The sequence below is a fragment of the Serratia sp. CY32780 genome, from assembly GCF_052169135.1.
Classification (GTDB): Bacteria; Pseudomonadota; Gammaproteobacteria; order Enterobacterales; family Enterobacteriaceae; genus Serratia; species Serratia sarumanii.
This window is the reverse complement of sequence record NZ_JBJNLI010000002.1, coordinates 342,409-361,126: the sequence shown is the minus strand read 5'-3', so window position 1 is coordinate 361,126 and position 18,718 is coordinate 342,409. Positions and strand designations below refer to the sequence as shown.

The following is an 18,718-nucleotide window of genomic DNA, read 5'->3' as shown; positions in this document are numbered from 1 at the left end:
GTGCTCTTTAACGAGGATTCAATGTCGCCGCAGGCCCGCTTTCGGGTACCAGCCTGAAGGCGCGATAATAATTTCGGGAGTCAATGCCCGCCAATGGGGAGAGATCGTGTCCGCTATAGGTTCCTGGATAAAACATCAACAGAGGGGTAAAACCCATCACGTCCTGCAAGGCGCTCATCAGCTCATGGCCACGAACCAGCGGCCAGGCATTACCCATGCCTGTCAGGATGACAAATTCTTGATTCTGAAGATCGACTTTTTTTGCTATGTAATCCGCGATCTTTTTCTGATTCAATAAGCCAACGAGTTGTTTTTTCAGCGCTTCGGTACCGACTTTCACTTCCTGCTGACAGACGCGCTCAAATAGCCCACGTTCAGTGAGCATGTCGATAATGATCTGAAAGATGTTGAGGTGCGTGAACTTGTGGTCCTTTTCCAGATTACGGAAAAGATACTTCAGGTGTTCACGTACCTGTAGCTCATTCTGAGCAGGATAATCAAAAATCCAGAACCCAATCTCATTACCTGAGCCGTTGTTTTTGAGAAAGCGCTCTTCGCTAATGCGGCTCTGAACCTGTGACAGGCGGTATTCAAGCACGGGATCGATCACCGTTGCCCCTCCAGAATAGAAACCAATTCTTGTTGCCCGAGGCGCTGCAAGGTTGCCTGGGTTTCTGGTAAAAGAAAGACTGACTGGAGATTGCGTCGGCGCGGCGTATCCAGATAACCCGCTTCAGCCAGCGCTTTGACCAGGTTGTTACCCATTTTTTTTATGGATGAATCTGAGTAACTGGTGAGTACGGGCTGCTGACGAAGATGGCTGGTCACGAACTCATCCCAGCTATCCATAGGGAGCTTTTCTTTAAATTGTCGACGCAGATCGTTTACCACTTCAGCCAGGAAGTCTTTAACAACCGGTGAATGGAGTACCAGAGCGACAAATAGCAATTGCTGACGCTCGCGCTCGCTCCCTTCCGCAATAAGTGACCACGCGGCTTTATCAAGCGTATTCAGGCGTAGTTTTATCGTTGTGGCATAGCGCTTTGCAGTATTGGCAGAGGAAGCTTGGAGAATGTTATGACCCACGATCTGCTCTTGCCAGGTCTGTTCATCGGGAGCGGTAAGCATGAGCTCAGCGATGATTCGACTTTCCCTGCTCATCAGCGGCCCGCCTAGCAGGTCTCCAATCCATGCCTTGTCGTTTTTCATCGTCATATCTACCCTCTGAAGACTGCTATGCAGCTCGCAAAAAAACAAATGATGATTGTAATGGGGGAAGGGGCCGGATGCCATGAGAAAAGGCAATTTGTGAGAGGGTAAGGTTCGAAAGAAGAGGACTTATATCTCAATATCATAGTTGCTCTTGTCAATAGGCTCTGAATCGGCACGTCTAATTTAGACATTTCTGAGACGTTGATAATATAGTTTTTTATATTCAGCTGGTGGCAGCTGATCACTCGAACAATGTCGGCGCTAACGGTTATAAAACATTTCGATATAATCAAAAATATTGCTGTGGGCCTCCTTCCACGTTCGGTAGAGCGTTTTCTTTATCCCAGCACGATTCATCAGCCGACAGACCCGATTAATCCCGCACTGTTACCCAATATCTCGCAGGTCGAGATGGATATTGCGATAGCCAAAAGCGCAACCGGACATCAGCCAGAACTGTTTAATTTGTCCTGTTAGCCTCAGATCTGCCTGATACTGTGGGGAATGCGGCTGCTGAAGCCACTCAGATGGACATCCTGCAGCCGGCAGTGCAGCTTAACAGGCCAGCAACAGATGTTGTCACGGAGAAAGGCGTACCTCAGTCGGATATCCGCGTGTGCCATTGCGAAGCCGTGTCGCCTTTAGCCAGTGCAGGTAACGTGAACGCGCACTGTTGTTGCTTACAATGTCCCCACAACACCATACACATCTCATTACCCCTCGCATCCAGTGGTCAGTCCGATACCTGCCTCGTTAGTCTGTCCGTCTACTCACAGAGCTTATCCGGGGAGTGTGTTACAGCAGTAATTTCTCTGCCAGCTGGTCTCTTCAATACTGTAAATCCCCGAGTGGCATCGGCCGCAGTGCTTCCGCCCCTGATAATGGCTGCCACACCATACGCAGTACCAGGATGGCACCGTTACAGGTGCTTCCAGATTGCCGATGAAACTGCGTAGTTTTTGGCATCGGGCTTCGGCTTTCACTTCAGGGTCGAGATGGGTACATTGCATCAGAACGTTCGATGTCACTGTTCGCTGGTCATGTTCAAACCAGGGGGCCTCACCAGATGAACCCGCATGAAGTATCAACTGACAGCCGCAGGAAGTGCAGGTCCATATCCTACCTGGTGACAGCATAGCGTCTTTAGCAGTGACAACGTGCCCGTCACGATTATTGCCAAGGTAACATTTCAGCATGCGCATGCTGCTACCTCCACTGGGATGTTATGTCTTGTACTGCATTTACCGGTATGGCAGGCCAGACAGTACCGTTTACCGTTGTGTGCGAGGAAGAGTTTGGCAAACATCTTAAGACTCCTTAGGGCAGGCATAAGTCGTCCCGAAAAGGGGAAGCCTGCGCCTTGCGGTTGGATGGATTAAAAGGGGTTAAAAGGGGATCGCGATGTGGTTATCACACTACGGAATGCTGACGTAATAAAACTGTCAGACTCAGAAATCGATTTCTCGCTGTGGCCCGGTGAATTGACGATCAGGTACTTTGTTACACCCATAGAGTAAGAGCGTATTTTTCTGCTCAATCCTGGTCGTATGCTCAAGAACATCGCGCATGCTGGTCGATACCGGATCGCTGTTACGGACAGGTATCCGAGTCTTATAGTGGCCGGGTGGCGCGAATGTAATCCTCTGTCAGCGTCTTCAGACCCCGGTATGCCCGTTGTTTTATCGTAAGCCATTGCCTCAGCATTTCAGGTAGCTGCAGATGCAGCGCATACCATTCCCTCATATCCTTTCCTGTTGCAAGCTCACACCAGCACAGTAGGGTCAGCGTCTGTCGCATACCGGGCTGTACATGAAGCCGGAGTAACATTTGTAACTGATCTGCCAACCGGCTCTTCCCCAGCCGGTAACACTCGCTGAGCAGCACGCCGGGTAGAAGGGTATAGTCTGTGTTTTTAGTTAGGCCGGGGTCGACAGTACAGGATTCCAGTCGAACGGTACGGGTGATCGGTAGCAGGCGCTGTGGAATGACAATTTCTATTACGCTTCCGTCCAATGTTGGGCTGGTGGTTATCGCCAGTCGGTGCCATTGCGTTATGTGCTGCTGGCATAAACCGTGGGACAGACTGATGTGGGTAAAATCATCCAGCCAGGTCTGATAATGGTTGAGTAAAATTGAATGGATCATTTCTGATATTCCTTGATAAGTGAATGGAGTGCAGCCGTAAGCCTCCGTTAGGAACGGATTAGGTATGACGGTTATGAATTGTGTTTACGACGGGAGAAGGACTTAGCGCTGTGAGCGTGATGCATCGATACGGGCCTGCAGCCAGGCTTCTACTTCACTCTGTCGCCAGCGGGAACTACGACCAAACTTGATGGGTGCCGGAAACTCACCGTCTTTGATGAGCTTGTAGAACCATTTATCGGTTAATCCGGTGAGATGGGTAATGAAAGCCATATTGACGAACTGGTCTTCATGCAGGGAGGGTTTAATGGTCATGACGAGATTCTCCGGTAGCTAAATAAGTACCGGAGTCGGGTGATGAATCACTGTACCCTTCTCCGGCATAACAACCGGAACTGACGTAAAAAAGTGCGTCGTTTTATCGAAGCCCTCACGGTCTGCCCAGTCCACTCGCGGGTGGTACCTCGCTGGCCCCGTAGTAAGTCTGCCCGTGTTTTGATTTCTCCTTGGCGAGATAGCTGATGATGTAGCGCAGGTTGTCGATGGCTGCTGCATCATCGTAATTGACGGGGCGGGTGATATCGGCTTCGTAGCATTTCTTGGGATCACAGCGATTGTGGTAACCCTCACCCTGTGTAATCTTCTGCCAGACAGCCCCTGCCTGTTCAGCCACCGGAAAGGTGGCCTGGTTATGGTGACCATCAAGATACATCACGATATGGGCATGGCATTTGTGTCGGGAAGTACACTCCAGCACCCAGAAGTGACCTACGATGTTGCTCTCTAACATCAGATGTTCTGTTAACTGGCGTACCTCCCTTTCTGTCTCGTACCATCCGTGATGGTTATAACGCCATGTGTCATTCTGATAGAACACATCGAGTCTGAGGGGCTGAAGGCGGGAGTAACGTTCCAGTAGCTGATCAAGATGGTGGTTCAGTAACGACAGCAGGAACCAGTTCATCGTGTATTTGCGGTTCCAGGGCCAGGGAAAGTCCATGATTTAATCCTCTGCAGTGTGTGTACAAAGGAAGGTGGTGATATGTAATTTTTATGCAGGAAAGTCACAGTATTTCTTTTTACTGAGCAGTACTGTGGGGACAGGAGATATACAGACGGATTAAGCGGATCACTGCGAGATGGGGTATGAAGAGGAAGTTCTTAAAACATGAAGACCTTAATTATACTAAAAACCCAAATGTTCGTTCCTGGTATCAAGGCTGTCCTGACAGCATCATATTCAGTATTTTTACGTGAGAGCATATTGCTATGAATTGATAACGAAAGAGAAAGATCAAAAAATAAACTTGTTGATAATGAAGGTGTTTAAGGTTAATTGTTATGCACTTTCCAAAAAATGCTTAATAGGTGATTGGCATGTCAGAACGAATCACTTTCAATGTAACCAATTCTGAGACTCTGCGTGTTGTTGATGAATACAGCAAAAAACAGAAGATCTCACGGTCGCAGGTTATTTCCACATTGCTGGATGCTACCGTTCCGGTACTGAAAGATATTAATCGTTATTATCAGCTTGCGGACGAACTTAAGGCCCGGCTACTGTCTGGTGTCTACCAGCAGGATTTGCCTCGCCGAAGAAATGTTGTGACTGCTGAAAAGTACTGCATGGAGATCTGGGAAAGTAAGCTCCAGGTTGGAAAAGGGTATGACTTTGACAGCGTCAATGGCAAGGTGCATGTTCGCGAACATAAACGACACTACCGTCGGGATAATGCAGTTGGCAGGGTCGAAAATCGACATATCAAAGAGCTCTGTCAGTTTATCCTGGATAGGTCAGAACAGGATGCCCGCTATGCCTGTTTTATCTATACCGAAAGGATTATTTTTGCTGATGTTGAAACCTCTGGACACTCTTCATCCCCAATAAAACTGGCGGCAGGTGACGCTGTAATTTTGCTGACAAAAGATGTGGTTTTTAACGAGTTTTTCTTTGATATAGGTAAGGCGCTTTTTATCAATGTGGTTGATCTTATGTCATACGGTACAAGTGGTATTCCGGAGACGACAAGAGACCCACGTGTTCACTGCTGGGTGCCAATCCTGGTTAGTGGGAAAAATGCCGTGATAGTGCCTGTGTATCTGATTGACCCAGCTACGGCACCGACGTTAAGAAAACCAGACAACATCACAGTGGTCTACCAGGGCAAAAAGTAACGTTGATTCTTGTTCCTGCCATGCCACGCGTTTTTATCCCGTGGCAACCTTATCCTCATTTTGGGTTATTTACCAAGTGCGGATGAAAGTCAGCAAAGTCACAAAGAATATATTATGCGGCACTGTCGACGCTCTGTCTGACATGAACCGGGGTTCTAGGGCATAAGTCTTGATATCTGATACGCACCAGCGCATAAAGGCAGTTGGTGCGATCTAGATGTGGCGTAAAAAGATAGGTTTTCGTTGTACTCACCATCGTGACCCGGAAGGTCGTGAATTGCTCACCATTAGTAATGGAATGGTGCGAGCTGAAGGGGGCAGCGCATAAATGAGGATGTGTATTAATGGAGTGCAGATTTCAAAGATGTCTGCTTACAGCACATAGTAGACGGGCAGCCTTGAGCGAAAAGCGAACATTTTCCTTTGTTGTGGTCAGCTAAAACTGCATCGAACTCTGAGGCATGATGTCAAACCTCATACCATTGTTGCTACAAATCTTTGTCCTTGTTCATCAAATCTTCCATTGCCAAGAAAATTATTGGATAATCGTCTTTATTGATATTACTGTTTGATTTTTGGTAGCTAATAGCTAAAAACAGAAAGAAATGAGCGATGACAAAAGAGAACTTATATAAATTACTATATGATATTTGGAATAAATCCAATCGTGTTTATTTTTCTGGTATAGGGGTTATTATATGTAATAACCCTGATAGTCTTCCCATCACAAGTCTTCGTAATATAGAGCCCATACAGAATGATTCCACATTGGAGTTATTATCAAAAATTTCCAATAAAAATAGCGAATACCACGATGGCTTTCACATCTTAGATGAAACAGGAAGTGTTACTTATACCGCACAATATTTCTCACCACCAATCATAGAGAACATCAGTTTTGACAGGTCAAGACTCGTTGGTGGACGTTTTGTTGCTGCCCTTTATGGCTCTTGCATTGACGAGATTAAACTTACAGGGATTGTAAGCGAAGGGGATCGTCTTTCTATATTTGAGGCTGGTAAGGAAGTTTATTATGAGGAGTTGCAATGATAAACCTTCTCCCAATAGGGAAAATAATCTCAATAATCGCCGTTATCTATGCGACTGCCTGCTGTCTGATTTTATGGGGCGTATATGATGAAAACACAACTTTCGTGACAGCTCTATCTGTTGCATCTGGAGGTTCGTTTCTTCTTAACACTATTTTGATATCAATTTTTTTCTTTGGATGGCGAAAGTTATGGCAATGGTTCCCTAAGCTAAATGATCTACTCTTCCCTGATTTGAACGGAACCTGGGATATGGTTATTCATTGGGAATGGGAAGATAAAAAAGGTACATCCCACGCACAAGCAACTATAAGGCAGGATTTTCTTAGAATTGGAATGGATGTCGAAGCTGAAGACTCCGATTCTCAGACGTTAGTGGCTAAGCCTAAAAAGGATACCGAAACGGGGCGACCAGCACTCTACTACGTTTTTTTAACAACCCCCAAGCATAAGGCAGGTTTTGTTGCACAAGATTCTTACAGAGGCACAGCTATTCTCAAGCTAAACCTTAATGGTAAAGAAGTGCTAAATGGGAACTACTTCACAAGCCGTAAAACAGTAGGTCATTACGAGCTGACACGCATTGACTAATCGCTAGCCAGCGGTTGATGGCCCCTTAGTGGGGGCCAATATTCTTAGAAACTTATCGTAGATAATGCCCAAAACCTAAACACAGTATTTATATAAACTGATTGACTAGTCATCGAAATCCTTTACTTACAGGCTTTAAGAAAGGTAAATGTACAAGAGCAGAAAATGCGAATTGATTTGCTCTGGCCGGGACCACACCAGCTCAGCTGGTAAATAGTAACAGCTATATCAAACATTAATCTGGCACGAATATTTAAAATACTGGTGTCCTTGGTTCGATTCTCGATTCCGGCACCACTATTCTGTTTTTCTTTTTAATATCACTTTCCGACTACAGGTTAAAGTTCCCAGCAACGTCCGTTCTTGGCACACAGCAGTCATCACTTGTATCCTTGCTGATCCTCTTAAGCTGCCCCGGCAGACCGGCTCTTTTGACTTAATACACTATTCTTTAAGCTCTGCCATACAGTAAGAGCATAGGTTTCGTGCTTAGAGGCTGTAAAGTCGAAAATCAGAGTGCGTTAATACATAAGCTGTTACTAAACGTATTGAAAAGCCTGCCGAGGCAGCAAAGCTACTGTTCCAGCAGGTCATTAAAACGGAGTTATGACAGTTCGCTGCATTTGAGGTGTAACAGATTCATGCAGGCAGGCTTACACGCGTATAGAGTGGAGTATTATTTCTTACAATGAGTTTCCCATTCCTTGATGGCGAATGTGTCCATCATGCCTGAAATGTAATCAACCACAGCCCGCGCTTTTTTAGTTTCGAGCTGAGACGGATCTGTACCAGATAACGAAGACTTAAGCTCAGGTGACAGAAACTTATAGTTGTCACCGGCATTATAAAACTCATATAAATCACTGATGATCTTATTTCCTTTAAACTCGTAAGTCAGTATGTTCCTTTTACGCATAATGACTTTGAAGAGCAGTTTTTTAAGGCCTTCAGCAAGTTTCTGTAACGTTTTGTACCCCAGCTCTTCGTAACAATTGTCACTTTCAACAACGCCAATATCCATGACCAGACGGTTAACGATGTTGGACGTCAGCTCTTTACGAAAAATTATGGCAAATTCCTCTGACGACTTCAGTAATTTTGCCTCAGATGCAGTTTTCTTAGACGTGCTGACAATCTCACTGAAGTGTTCTAAAGCAACGTTGTAGTCTGGTGACTTAAGAAATTCATATTCAATATCTTCGATAGTCACCATGTTTCTGCTCAATGCATCTTCCAGGTCATGCGCTGCATATGCAATTTCATCGGCCAGATCCATGATCTGCGCATCAATGGTTTTTTCACCTGCCTTCATATCTAGTTGCTTATCTTCCAGCAACCGCTGATAGAAGGTATAGTCATCATCATAAATGAATTTATTTGAAGTGGATTTCGTATTTGGATATTTGATGACAGACAGTAAGCTGCGGTAGGTGAGATCTAAGCCTGCACAGCCGGCATATTTTTTCTCGAGTTTTCTCAAGATACGAAGCGCCTGGGCGTTTCCTTCATATCCGCCGATTTTAGCGGATAAACTGTTAAGCATTTTTTCGCCTGAGTGCCCGAATGGGGGGTTCCCAATATCATGGGCTAGGGCTGCCAGCTCAACAACCACGGGATATTGCAGTTCAAGATCCGATGCAATACTGCGTGCTATCTGAGCGACCTCAAGGCTGTGGGTTAAGCGGTTTCGGTTAAATTTTTCAGGATCAACTTCAAAAAGTTGCATTTTCCCCTGAAGCCGTCGGAATGAGGATGAGTAAAGAATTCGTGCATAGTCTCTCTGGTAATCATCTCTGCTTCGGACTTCAGTGCTGGCATCAGTATGCTCACGGCTGTGTCCCAGCGCCTCAATCAGTTTTTGCTCTTGCTTCTTCGCAAAATCTTTTGTTTCTTCATTGTACATATTACATCCTTGCTGTGTTTGATAAATCTTAACAGAAAACTTTCCCTTTCTATTTGAAAAGGGGGGAAGCATAATGAATGTTATTACATAATACTTTATAATTTTTTCAAGTTGTTTTGTACTCTTTTGGATACAGCCCACAAAAAAACCAGCATTTAGCCCTGAGGATAAGTTTTTTATCGCCATGTTTTGTGTATATGATTGCCTGACACTTCGGTTTAGAACTGGACTTGAGAAACTTCCTAATGTTCTGGTGACCTTCCTCAATAATGAATTTACGTTGAATTAACGATTTCCGCTCCTGTCACGGAGCCGTCGGTCTGTTAAGAGCGAAGAGCGAAGAGCGAAGAGCGGAAACGGCGTACTGAGATCGCCCGGATTTACGCCCCATTCTTTTGGTGAACTTCTTGTGTACCTTAAGGTTGATGTTGAGGCCTTACCTACTGGTTATCATCTGCACGTAACTTTTCAAGCAGTTTTTTATCGCTATCAAATAACATCTAAGGCTTCAGTACCAATAAATAGATATTGACTAAACTAAATGTTTTTATTACGATTCGAAAATTGATAAGAATAAATATTCATTGGGTGGTGAATTTGGAAACCAAAAAAAATTGTGCTTATTGTAAAAGCACAACAAACTTAACTAAAGAACATATATTCCCTTCAGCGATAATTAAAAGTTTTGATATTGAACTTTTAGCGATGACTGATAAAAGTGACTACCATTTTAAAGGCGATCCAGTTATTGGGGATGTATGTGCCGAGTGTAATAATGGAATACTGTCTCAACTAGATGCATATTTCGTAACTTGTTTTAAAAACCAGATGCTCACGCCTTTAAAACCAGGAGATGAAATAACATTTGAATATGATTATGATTTATTATTACGTGAACTTCTAAAGATATCATATAATTCAGCAAGAGCATCAAATGGCGGTTATGATGCCAGAACCACTTTAGAAAAACACATACCATTCATAATTACTGGTAATAAAAAAGTAGATGGTGTAATCCTTTCTCTTCTAATAGTAACTTCTGCAAACAGGATTGATGTGGAAACTGGTAAACCTGAAGAGCCTTTAGAACCATATCTATTAAGAAGCACATCAATTGGTGGTTTAAACCTTAACCCTAATAATTATATTGTTAGGATGGTTGCATTCAATAGTTTTTGGTTCTTTCTGTTAATTCCGAAGAGGTCAGTTACATCCAAAATGAAAAAAGAATTCTGGGATGAATTTAAAAGTAAAACCCATCTGCATGGAGTTTTATTAAAAAAAGGCAATACATCAATAAAGATCACAAAAGATAAAACAACATATTTGCATCCTCACTTAACAGAAATGATGTGGCGTAAAATAAAGTAGAACAAGCTTTCCAGTTGATACTCTCAAAAACAATTAATAGGGATCAGGCTAAATTATACAGTGGAACAAAATCACTAAGAAGAAACTTAATGGTATTAATGTTCGATGTATTCCTTACTGTAACCTGAATCCTATTAATTGATTCATTCTGTCGCTCGGTATGTCCGCTCCTAGCACTCAGAGGGCGTTCAGTCCCCTCCGACTACTGCCGGAAAGGCCGTCAGTGCTGACGGCAAATACTTCTCAGTTGTGACTTACTCATCAATGCATCATCCATAACAGACTACTTGACGTTTTTATAGGGAGTAAATTCTCCCGGGCGAGCTTGTGATCCTTTATTTTTAAGCTTTAGTTTTTGACATAACCGAGCATAAATATCAGGAGGAAAACCTCCCTCAAATGACCATTCATCACCACGTTTCTTCATCTGAAGAACACCAGATATATTTTTATATTTAGCACCAAGGTTATTTTTGACAATATATTCAGAAACCTCCGAGCTATGTGTAAATCCCTGCACTGATAATTCTGTCACCAGCTCATTAAACTCCTTTTCATTTACTGATTCAATATTTTTCACTGAAATAATTGTTTGCGGATTACGTATAAATGCCATAATGATTTCCATATATTTTACGTCTCAACGTCATAAGAACGAGCTAATTTTACAGTGAAAAACTTCCGGAATCAGAATTAACTCTTTCACATTTTGTACCATCGGCAAAGAGAGGGCCAGCACCTCGTTGATTAGTTCATTATGATGTCAGCTATGTCAGCTATGTCAGCTATGTCAGCTATGTCAGCTTCTGGCACGAAGCTGACTAGGTAACTGAGCTGAAGGTCCGTTGAACTCACAGTGATATGCGGACATTACTAACAGCATTCTGTGTGAAACAACGGGGAGCAGGTCACAGCTTCCCAACCCGTTATTTCAGCGTGCCGAACTGTTTGTTCTTGAGTGCATATAGTCGGTCGAACTCAGCATAGGGCTCTCCCGTTTCAGCGGCGTGCCGGGTTTTAGCGTCCAGAAGGTCGGGCAAAGGGATCCCATGACTCAGTGAGTGGTAAAGATCATAACCACTGACACAGATAACCCGCTTCCCTTTACCAAAAGCCGTCAGACCTTCAGGCGTAAACCCCATCCAACTGATAAAAACGCCGCGTGTCCAGGTTGCCTTGGTAGTGAGCTTTCCTTCAAATACATGGAGATCGGCAGCCGACGTTCTTTTCTGATGCCACTTTGCCTCCATCAGGTAAAACTCATCATTCAGTCGGAAACTTCCGTCAATCTGTTCGCCTGTATTTCGGAAAGACGAACGGGGAGCAAGCTTAAAGATACTGAACAGTTCAGCAAGCCAAGCTTCAAACCGAAAACCACGTGGATGTGGCGGCAGAGATTTCATCTCGTTCATTTCAGCGATAAGTAAAGGCCAGTCAACACCATGCCATGCCTGGACAGGCTTTACGCCTTTGGCTTCATCGGTGTCAGCGTTTTCTAAGCGGGAAATAAGTACAAGATAGTCATTTCGGCTTTGTTCAGCCTGTTCAGGCATGGATTCAGTTTTATACTGCCAGAGAGCGCCAAGAACCCGCAGAGCGGTCTCACGATCAGCCTGTTTCAGCAAGCATCTAACTCGTTTGGCTTTTGACGTCCCCTCTTCCTGATAACGTTCATCATCAATATCAATGTTCAGTTCTTCATCAAAAAAAGCAGACAAGGTGCGGTTAGAGAAATCCAGTATCCAGCCAGGATCGCTCTCAAACACGAGATTAAACAGCCTCAAATCTTGCATTTTCAGTTTCACGCCTACCTCCTTTTTTTCACAGTATAACGGGATGAAAGTGGAGGAGGAAATGAGTCAGCATCTGTACACCCGCATTAGTGTGTTCCGCTTTTGGCACTGTGCGGACTTCGTTCAGCCCTAGACCTAACAAAGTCCTTTACGTGTTAATCAAAATTCCAAATAATTTCAGACAGATATTATCTCAGTGAATCCCCGCCTTCCTGACTGGAACGCGGGGTTTTTAATTCTTCACGCTGAGACTACTGTATGAATAAACCTGACGGCCTTCAGGCCTTTGAACAACCTCTTGCGTCGCTTCCGTGCACACTTCGCCAGCTTATTCTTGAACGTATCCAGAACCTGACCCATTACGAGCCGGTGATTGGCATCATGGGCAAAAGTGGTACAGGTAAATCCTCTCTTTGCAACGAACTTTTCCGGGGTGAGGTGTCCCCGGTGAGTGATGTGAACGCCTGTACTCGCGACGTACTGCGCTTCCGGTTGCGCAGCGGTCGTCACAGTCTGGTGATTGTCGATTTACCGGGGGTTGGTGAAAACGGGCGGCGGGATCAAGAATACCGTGCCCTGTACCGTCGAATCCTGCCGGAGCTGGACCTGGTGTTGTGGGTCATTAAGGCCGATGATCGGGCACTGACCGTGGACGAGCAGTTCTGGCACGACGTGATGCAACCTTACAGGCAAAAGGTACTGTTTGTGATTAACCAGGCCGACAAAATCGAACCCTGTCATGAATGGGATACCCTCACCAGCAAACCTTCACCGCACCAACAGGGAAATCTTAAAGCAAAGCAGGCTGCGATTATGGCGATGTTTAAACCGCATCATCCGGTATGTGTGGTGTCCGCCAGCACTGGATGGGGCATTGAGGAGATGGTGGCAGCCATGATGCGCTGTCTGCCTGACCGCGCCACCAGCCCGGTGGTGACACAACTGCAAGGGAGACTCTGCACAGAGCCGGTAAAGTCGCAGGCTCGTGACAGTTTCGGTGACGCTGTGGGCCGGGTTTTCGATACGGCTGAGTCATCGTCGTTCCTGCCAGCACCACTGAAAACGGTGATTCATACCGTGCGTGATGCGATGGTGTCGGTCGCAAGGGCCGTCTGGGACTGGATATTCTTCTGATATCGCAATTTTCTCTGCGAATGATGAACTGGTTGTTAATGATTTGTTGATTGTGGACATGTCCTTTCCATTGCGTTTTATCATCAATTAAATCAGGCGAAGCATCATTATCTGTCAGACGAGCGCCCACAAGCCCGTGCTGCTCATAAAAAATAGTTCCGATGTTGTCCATACCCTGTCCATCCCTTCCTTTAAAGTAATCAGCATTAATTCAGAGAGTTAACTTCTCAGGAGAAATCTTTCATGACGCTTCAGGAGCGGCGACATGACCGGCTTGCCGTCAGGTTGTCGTTGATTATCAGCCGCCTGGTGTCCGGTGAAACTCTGTTTATTCGCAAACTGGCAACTGAATTCGGGGTGTCAGAGCGCACGTTACGTCGTGACTTTCGGGAACGTCTGATGTATCTCGACCTGGATTATTACCAGGGGCAGTGCAGTCTGCGCTCGGATATTCACAGTACGCGGCAGGAAATAGATATTCTGACCTTTGCTCACCGCACGGGGCTGGCCGGGGTTTTCCCGGGCTTTGACCGGCGACTGGTCAGCAGCCTGCTGGACTGTGATGATCGACCCTGTCTGGTATGGCATCAGGACAGACCTCATCCCCCGGCAGGAAAGCTCTCCTTCTACAGGCTGGTCAGAGCTATTTCGGGATGTCAGCGCATCACCATTCTGACTGAAGGAGAGCGTCATGAGGCCGTTGCACCTTACCGGCTAATCGCTCTGGACGGTTACTGGTATCTGGTCGCTGAACATAACAGGCAATTACGTGTCTTCCGGCTGGATGAGATTCATCTGGTAAGGCCATCCCGGGAAACATTTATTCGCAGTGAGCTTCTCCATCAGCTGTCGGAGGATAAGCATTTTATCTCTGCCTTACCTCATTTCCGTTTTATTCAGCAGTCGCTGAATTCATTTTCTCCCTCAGAAAGTCGGGGGCAATCCGGACAAACTGATTAGAGATGGTCTCCATAATTAAATGTAAGGTTAATCTAATGAAAGAATTGAAATTGTTGTCTTTACTGCCAGTCATATTGTTCCCCTTACTTATCGCAGGTAATGCTCACGCAGCACGTCCTTATAGCGGATTCCTGCCTGCAGCAGTGAATAATAAGAGTGGGAATATATTCTGGTGTGATGCCCACCGCCAGGTCAGAAAACTGTGTACAGCGACGGAAGTGGATTCAATGGGATGGTTTATTGTTGTTCGCTCGAAACCTTCCAGAGATTGTCCGGGGGGCCTTTGGGGGTGGATCACTCCCAGTAAAGACGATGTAGCAACAGGGTATACCATTACGCCAGGTAAAGAATTCAATCTTACCATGAAGGATATGTGCAGTCCGGATATGAAAGTGACGTTCCGCCCGAATAAAAAGGACCCTCGTTATGACGATCTCGTTGGGATTTATGCTGGGAAAGAAGCGTTTCGCTACAAACAAATAAAATAATCCAACTGTTTATTCCTTACTTTATTGTTTTGAACAACAAAAGCTTTATTACATGATTTGAGGACAACATTATGCGATTGCCTTACGTAATATTTACAGCAGCTATACTGGCTTCTGCATCAACAGCACATGCTATTCCCAATATGTGGTCGAGTGGTTTTGGGATGGGCGTGACCGAATATATCATTACCAGCCCGGATAAGGTGGTGTTTAATCTGAACTGTACTGGCAATCCGGATGCGCAGAATATTCTGCAACACGGTGTTCATCTCACCCTGCCTGATGGAACATCAGTAAGTTCTCATGACGACGGGACGGAAATAACGGTCGTCATGGATAACAGTCAGTATCCGTTACCGTCATTCCTCGGCTGGCGAAACGGTGACAATGCCTGGGTGTCATTTATTGACGCACTGGGGCAGGCAGCAAATTTCGATGTTTATGTCAGCGATAAAAAAGTAGGCACTTTCAGTCCGGGTCTGAAGAATACGCAAAAAGAGCTGTCTGACCTCAGTGAGTGCCGGACCACACACTACAGCGATTAGTTACTTACATTTTAGACCTCTCCACCCCTCAACACACCAACACCAGATAGCAACAGGCCATGTTCCTTCGAGAACATGGCCTTTTTGTTTTTATTTCGTTATAAAATAAGTAGTTAGCTATGCGATTAGCCAGCCGCTTTGGTCGTATAAACCAGATACGCCGTGACCGGCCTCTGACTCACGAAGAGCTGATGAGTCATGTCCCCAGCGTGTTCGGGAGTGACAAGCATGAATCTCGTTCAGACAGGTACACCTACATCCCGACCATCACCATCCTCGAAAGCCTGCAGCGTGAAGGCTTTGAGCCGTTCTTTGCCTGCCAGACAAAGGTTCGCGACCAGAGCAAGCGGGAACACACCAAACACATGCTTCGCCTGCGTCGTGCCGGTCAACTGACCGGGCATCAGGTTCCGGAAATCATTTTGCTCAACAGTCATGACGGCTCCTCAAGCTATCAGATGCTGCCGGGGCTATTTCGAGGCGTCTGTACCAACGGTCTGGTCTGCGGCCAGTCATTCGGAGAAGTGCGGGTACCGCATAAAGGCAATGTCGTCGAGAAGGTGATTGAAGGGGCTTACGAAGTGCTCGGTGTGTTTGACCGGGTGGAGGAGAAGCGCGATGCAATGCAGTCACTGGCACTGCCAGAACCAGCCCGTAACGCCCTGGCGAATGCCGCGCTGAAGTATCGCTTTGGTGAAGACCACCAGCCGGTCACTGTATCGCAGTTGCTGACTCCGCGTCGTCGGGAGGACTACAGCGATGACCTGTGGACCGTTTACCAGCGCGTGCAGGAGAACCTGATGAAAGGTGGTCTGTCAGGGCGAACCGCTCAGGGGAAAAGCAGCCACACCCGTGCTGTTACCGGTATTGATGGCGATGTGAAGCTCAATCGCGCCCTGTGGGTTATGGCAGAAAACATGCTCGATTTTTTCGGGTGTTAAACAACAGTTCCGGCATAAGGAGATAGTTTAATGAATACACAAAATAATCAGTTCGCGGAGCATACCGCAATTACTGCCTCAGTGGTCCCGGACGAGTTACGCATCGGCTTCTGGCCGCAGCACTTTGGCTCCATCCCACAATGGATAACCCTTGAACCTCGCATTTTCGCCTGGATGGATCGACTGTGTGCCGATTACCAGGGTGGTATCTGGCGCTTTACGACACTCAGCAACGGCGGTGCTTTCATGGCTCCTGAGTCAGAGCACGATGAGAAGTGGACATTGTTCAACAGCATGAACGGCAATGGCGCAGAGCTTACCAGTGAAGCTGCAGGGATGGTCGCCTGTCTGATGGCTTACAACCACCACGCCTGTCGCACCGAGTGTAACGCGATGACTGAACACTATTATCTCTTACGCGACTACGCGCTAATCCATCCAGAGTGCAGCGCCATTATGCATCTCATCGACTGAGGAATGCCTGACATGAATACCGCATTATCCCCGCTGTCATCTCAGCCTGAACTCTTTCCGCTGGCGGTTATGACCCAGCATGGTTATTTGCTCCCTGCGACCTCCGGATTAACCCCCTATGCCCAACGCACCATTCGTCGTGCCATCAACCTGCTGGATAAATATCTGCGCCAGCCTGGAATAGCCTTTACCTCTAGTACTGCTGCCCGTGACTGGCTTCGGCTACAGCTGGCCGGACAGGAGCGGGAAGTGTTTATGGTGCTCTATCTTGATAACCAGCACCGTTTACTGGAGAGTGAAACGCTATTTGCCGGTTCGATTAACCATGTCCAGGTCCATCCTCGAGAGGTAGTGAAGTCAGCGCTTCGCTTCAATGCGGCAGCTGTGGTGCTGGCGCATAACCATCCATCCGGCGACCCGGAGCCCAGCCAATGCGATCGCAACATTACGGGCAGGCTTAAAGAAGCGCTGGCACTGGTTGATGTGAACACGCTCGACCATCTGGTTATCGGATCAGATGGCATTGTGTCGTTTGCAGAGCGAGGCTGGATATGAGGGTACTTCAATGAAATCTACTGACTCAGAGAACGATACATTTCTCCAGTGGGGACTGAATCGTAATGTAACGCCTTGCTTTGGCGCTCGTCTGGTACAGGAGGGAAACCGACTGCACTATCTGGCTGACCGGGTCAGCATTACCGGTGAATTCAGTAACGCAGAATCTTTGAAGTTGGATGAAGTATTCCCACGTTTTATCAGCCAGATGGAATCGATGTTGACCACTGGTGAAATGAATCCTCGCTATGCCCACTGCGTCACCCTGTACCACAACGGTTTCACCTGCGAAGCCGATACACTTGGTTCACACGGTTACGTCTATATCGTCATTTATCCTGCACAACGTTAACTAACTCTACAAGAGCAAATATGAAAACTCTACCCGGAATAATCCTGGAGGGCTCCTAGCTAATAAGAAACTGGAAAGTAAGGTTCAATATCTTGGCATTGAAGTCAATGGTTCGTTAGAGATCCCTGAGTTGATTGAAATCTAAGCTCGGCAGGGCTGCTGCAGCCCTGCCGTAAATGGTCGTTGCTGACTTGTCTGGAAACCAGAGATAATAGTGGTATTGGTAGACTCAGGATTGTGTCAATGTGGAAAAAAGGGACTAGGTTAGTTTCAGAGTATTAGCAACAGTTCTGACTATAGCATTACTCCGTTAACCCTCTGATGTATCATGAAAATGATTGTGCTGATATCTAGTAATTTCATTATGAGATGCTTAAAATCAAAAAGGATGAAGATATGAAACAATTCAGTTAATTGGTATATCATGAAATTAATTTCTAGTTGGCACTAAAAGACAGTGCTTGTGGGATAAATTAGAACTAAACAGGGTGTGAGATGATAAAAAAAACTACCGTTAATAAACTTGTAACCTTTAACTCCAAACTTGATACGTCTCAAAAAATAATAAGGAATCTTATTGTTGCAGTCGTCATTTGTTTTCTTCTAAATTTCCTTGGGTTAGACGGTTTGTGGAAGGGGTTCTTTATACTGACTTTGATTTACTGGAGCTTTTCGGTATTCCATAGTCTAATTATTATTTATAAAAAAGCATATGAAACAACATTGGGTAAATGGATCCTAATATTAGGAGGCACGCTATGTGTGAATTTCGCCCTATGTCTTTCAGGTGTGGTGATCAATGATATAACTTCAGTTTCACCAACAAACTTCCCTCACTCTTTGATATTTATTGCGGCTTCGATGATTCCTTTGATCGTGCCTCTTTGTATGATCTTACTGTTCGCGGTTATTTTGGTGTCAGTACCTATATGGTGCTGGTTTTTTGTGTATGACGATAAGCTTAAGAAATTTTTAATGCCAGGATATGAACCTAATCAGCAGAGGTTTTTGCATAAAAGCACTTTAATAA

Annotated in this window: 21 protein-coding genes and 1 pseudogene; 12 read left to right on the top strand and 10 right to left on the bottom strand. The window is 45.7% G+C overall.

What is annotated here, in order from left to right; translation table 11 throughout:
- Nucleotides 1-7 precede the first annotated feature (7 nt).
- The 7 genes and pseudogenes from brxB to ACJ8HH_RS15250 form a co-directional block, all read right to left on the bottom strand.
- The gene (brxB, locus tag ACJ8HH_RS15280; RefSeq protein WP_044865654.1) at nucleotides 8-610 is read right to left on the bottom strand and encodes a BREX-1 system protein BrxB; all 603 of its coding nucleotides are present in this window, start codon (nucleotides 608-610) and stop codon (nucleotides 8-10) included.
- Entirely contained in the window at nucleotides 607-1,209 is a 603-nt protein-coding gene (gene brxA, locus ACJ8HH_RS15275; protein ID WP_109220890.1) for a BREX-1 system protein BrxA, read from the bottom strand. The genes brxB and brxA overlap by 4 nt, the downstream gene beginning before the upstream one ends.
- Nucleotides 1,210-1,602: 393 nt before the next feature.
- A pseudogene (locus tag ACJ8HH_RS15270) lies at nucleotides 1,603-1,821 on the bottom strand (IS3 family transposase); the annotation flags it as partial.
- Between the two features lie 170 nt (nucleotides 1,822-1,991).
- The gene (locus tag ACJ8HH_RS15265) at nucleotides 1,992-2,408 is read right to left on the bottom strand and encodes a zinc-ribbon domain-containing protein (RefSeq protein ID WP_230298445.1); all 417 of its coding nucleotides are present in this window, start codon (nucleotides 2,406-2,408) and stop codon (nucleotides 1,992-1,994) included.
- A gap of 415 nt (nucleotides 2,409-2,823) precedes the next feature.
- On the bottom strand, nucleotides 2,824-3,357 hold the full coding sequence (locus ACJ8HH_RS15260; protein ID WP_060451805.1) for a hypothetical protein: 534 nt from the start codon (nucleotides 3,355-3,357) through the stop codon (nucleotides 2,824-2,826).
- Nucleotides 3,358-3,459: 102 nt separating this feature from the next.
- Nucleotides 3,460-3,672 carry a helix-turn-helix transcriptional regulator gene (locus ACJ8HH_RS15255; RefSeq protein WP_060451806.1) on the bottom strand — a complete coding sequence of 71 codons (213 nt, stop codon included), beginning with the start codon at nucleotides 3,670-3,672 and terminating at the stop codon, nucleotides 3,460-3,462.
- Nucleotides 3,673-3,787: 115 nt separating this feature from the next.
- Entirely contained in the window at nucleotides 3,788-4,357 is a 570-nt protein-coding gene (locus ACJ8HH_RS15250; RefSeq protein ID WP_060451807.1) for an inovirus-type Gp2 protein, read from the bottom strand.
- A 377-nt stretch (nucleotides 4,358-4,734) separates the two neighbouring features.
- Here ACJ8HH_RS15250 and ACJ8HH_RS15245 point away from each other — a divergent pair, with 377 nt between their 5' ends.
- The 3 genes from ACJ8HH_RS15245 to ACJ8HH_RS15235 all read left to right on the top strand — a co-directional run bounded on the left by ACJ8HH_RS15245 (nucleotide 4,735) and on the right by ACJ8HH_RS15235 (nucleotide 7,172).
- Nucleotides 4,735-5,532 (top strand): hypothetical protein, encoded by a 798-nt coding sequence (locus tag ACJ8HH_RS15245; RefSeq protein WP_044865649.1) that lies wholly within the window; start codon nucleotides 4,735-4,737, stop codon nucleotides 5,530-5,532.
- Nucleotides 5,533-6,144: 612 nt separating this feature from the next.
- Complete coding sequence (locus tag ACJ8HH_RS15240; RefSeq protein WP_044865648.1) at nucleotides 6,145-6,582, top strand: diadenylate cyclase; 438 nt, start codon at nucleotides 6,145-6,147, stop codon at nucleotides 6,580-6,582.
- Nucleotides 6,579-7,172: a hypothetical protein gene (locus tag ACJ8HH_RS15235; RefSeq protein WP_044865647.1), complete on the top strand. Its 594-nt coding sequence runs from the start codon at nucleotides 6,579-6,581 to the stop codon at nucleotides 7,170-7,172. Before ACJ8HH_RS15240 ends, ACJ8HH_RS15235 begins: the two co-directional genes overlap by 4 nt.
- A 676-nt stretch (nucleotides 7,173-7,848) precedes the next feature.
- On the opposite strand, the gene ACJ8HH_RS15230 is transcribed toward ACJ8HH_RS15235, so the two are convergent.
- Nucleotides 7,849-9,075 carry a deoxyguanosinetriphosphate triphosphohydrolase family protein gene (locus ACJ8HH_RS15230; RefSeq protein WP_044865646.1) on the bottom strand — a complete coding sequence of 409 codons (1,227 nt, stop codon included), beginning with the start codon at nucleotides 9,073-9,075 and terminating at the stop codon, nucleotides 7,849-7,851.
- A 597-nt stretch (nucleotides 9,076-9,672) separates the two neighbouring features.
- Between ACJ8HH_RS15230 and ACJ8HH_RS15225 the strand changes: the two genes are divergently transcribed.
- On the top strand, nucleotides 9,673-10,446 hold the full coding sequence (locus tag ACJ8HH_RS15225) for a hypothetical protein (protein ID WP_072049749.1): 774 nt from the start codon (nucleotides 9,673-9,675) through the stop codon (nucleotides 10,444-10,446).
- A gap of 283 nt (nucleotides 10,447-10,729) precedes the next feature.
- Here ACJ8HH_RS15225 and ACJ8HH_RS15220 read toward each other — a convergent pair whose 3' ends face one another.
- On the bottom strand, nucleotides 10,730-11,062 hold the full coding sequence (locus tag ACJ8HH_RS15220) for a hypothetical protein (RefSeq protein WP_044865643.1): 333 nt from the start codon (nucleotides 11,060-11,062) through the stop codon (nucleotides 10,730-10,732).
- 310 nt (nucleotides 11,063-11,372) lie between these two features.
- Complete coding sequence (locus ACJ8HH_RS15215) at nucleotides 11,373-12,251, bottom strand: restriction endonuclease (protein ID WP_044865642.1); 879 nt, start codon at nucleotides 12,249-12,251, stop codon at nucleotides 11,373-11,375.
- A gap of 246 nt (nucleotides 12,252-12,497) precedes the next feature.
- On the opposite strand from ACJ8HH_RS15215, the gene ACJ8HH_RS15210 reads away from it, so the two are divergent.
- The 8 genes from ACJ8HH_RS15210 (at nucleotide 12,498) to ACJ8HH_RS15175 (ending at nucleotide 17,688) form a co-directional block, all read left to right on the top strand.
- A complete protein-coding gene (locus tag ACJ8HH_RS15210) occupies nucleotides 12,498-13,373 on the top strand; it encodes a GTPase family protein (protein ID WP_044865641.1) in 876 nt (291 codons plus the stop codon).
- 243 nt (nucleotides 13,374-13,616) lie between these two features.
- Entirely contained in the window at nucleotides 13,617-14,333 is a 717-nt protein-coding gene (locus ACJ8HH_RS15205) for a helix-turn-helix transcriptional regulator (protein WP_021571976.1), read from the top strand.
- 35 nt (nucleotides 14,334-14,368) lie between these two features.
- Nucleotides 14,369-14,821, top strand: coding sequence for a hypothetical protein (locus ACJ8HH_RS15200; protein ID WP_077264947.1), 453 nt, complete (start codon nucleotides 14,369-14,371; stop codon nucleotides 14,819-14,821).
- 71 nt (nucleotides 14,822-14,892) lie between these two features.
- Nucleotides 14,893-15,366 carry a hypothetical protein gene (locus ACJ8HH_RS15195; protein ID WP_060451809.1) on the top strand — a complete coding sequence of 158 codons (474 nt, stop codon included), beginning with the start codon at nucleotides 14,893-14,895 and terminating at the stop codon, nucleotides 15,364-15,366.
- Between the two features lie 119 nt (nucleotides 15,367-15,485).
- Entirely contained in the window at nucleotides 15,486-16,307 is an 822-nt protein-coding gene (locus ACJ8HH_RS15190; protein ID WP_044865637.1) for a DUF932 domain-containing protein, read from the top strand.
- A gap of 30 nt (nucleotides 16,308-16,337) precedes the next feature.
- Entirely contained in the window at nucleotides 16,338-16,781 is a 444-nt protein-coding gene (locus ACJ8HH_RS15185; protein ID WP_044865636.1) for an antirestriction protein, read from the top strand.
- A gap of 12 nt (nucleotides 16,782-16,793) precedes the next feature.
- Nucleotides 16,794-17,336 carry a RadC family protein gene (gene radC, locus ACJ8HH_RS15180; RefSeq protein ID WP_044865634.1) on the top strand — a complete coding sequence of 181 codons (543 nt, stop codon included), beginning with the start codon at nucleotides 16,794-16,796 and terminating at the stop codon, nucleotides 17,334-17,336.
- Nucleotides 17,337-17,346: 10 nt separating this feature from the next.
- A complete protein-coding gene (locus tag ACJ8HH_RS15175; protein ID WP_044865631.1) occupies nucleotides 17,347-17,688 on the top strand; it encodes a type IV toxin-antitoxin system YeeU family antitoxin in 342 nt (113 codons plus the stop codon).
- Nucleotides 17,689-18,718 lie beyond the last annotated feature (1,030 nt).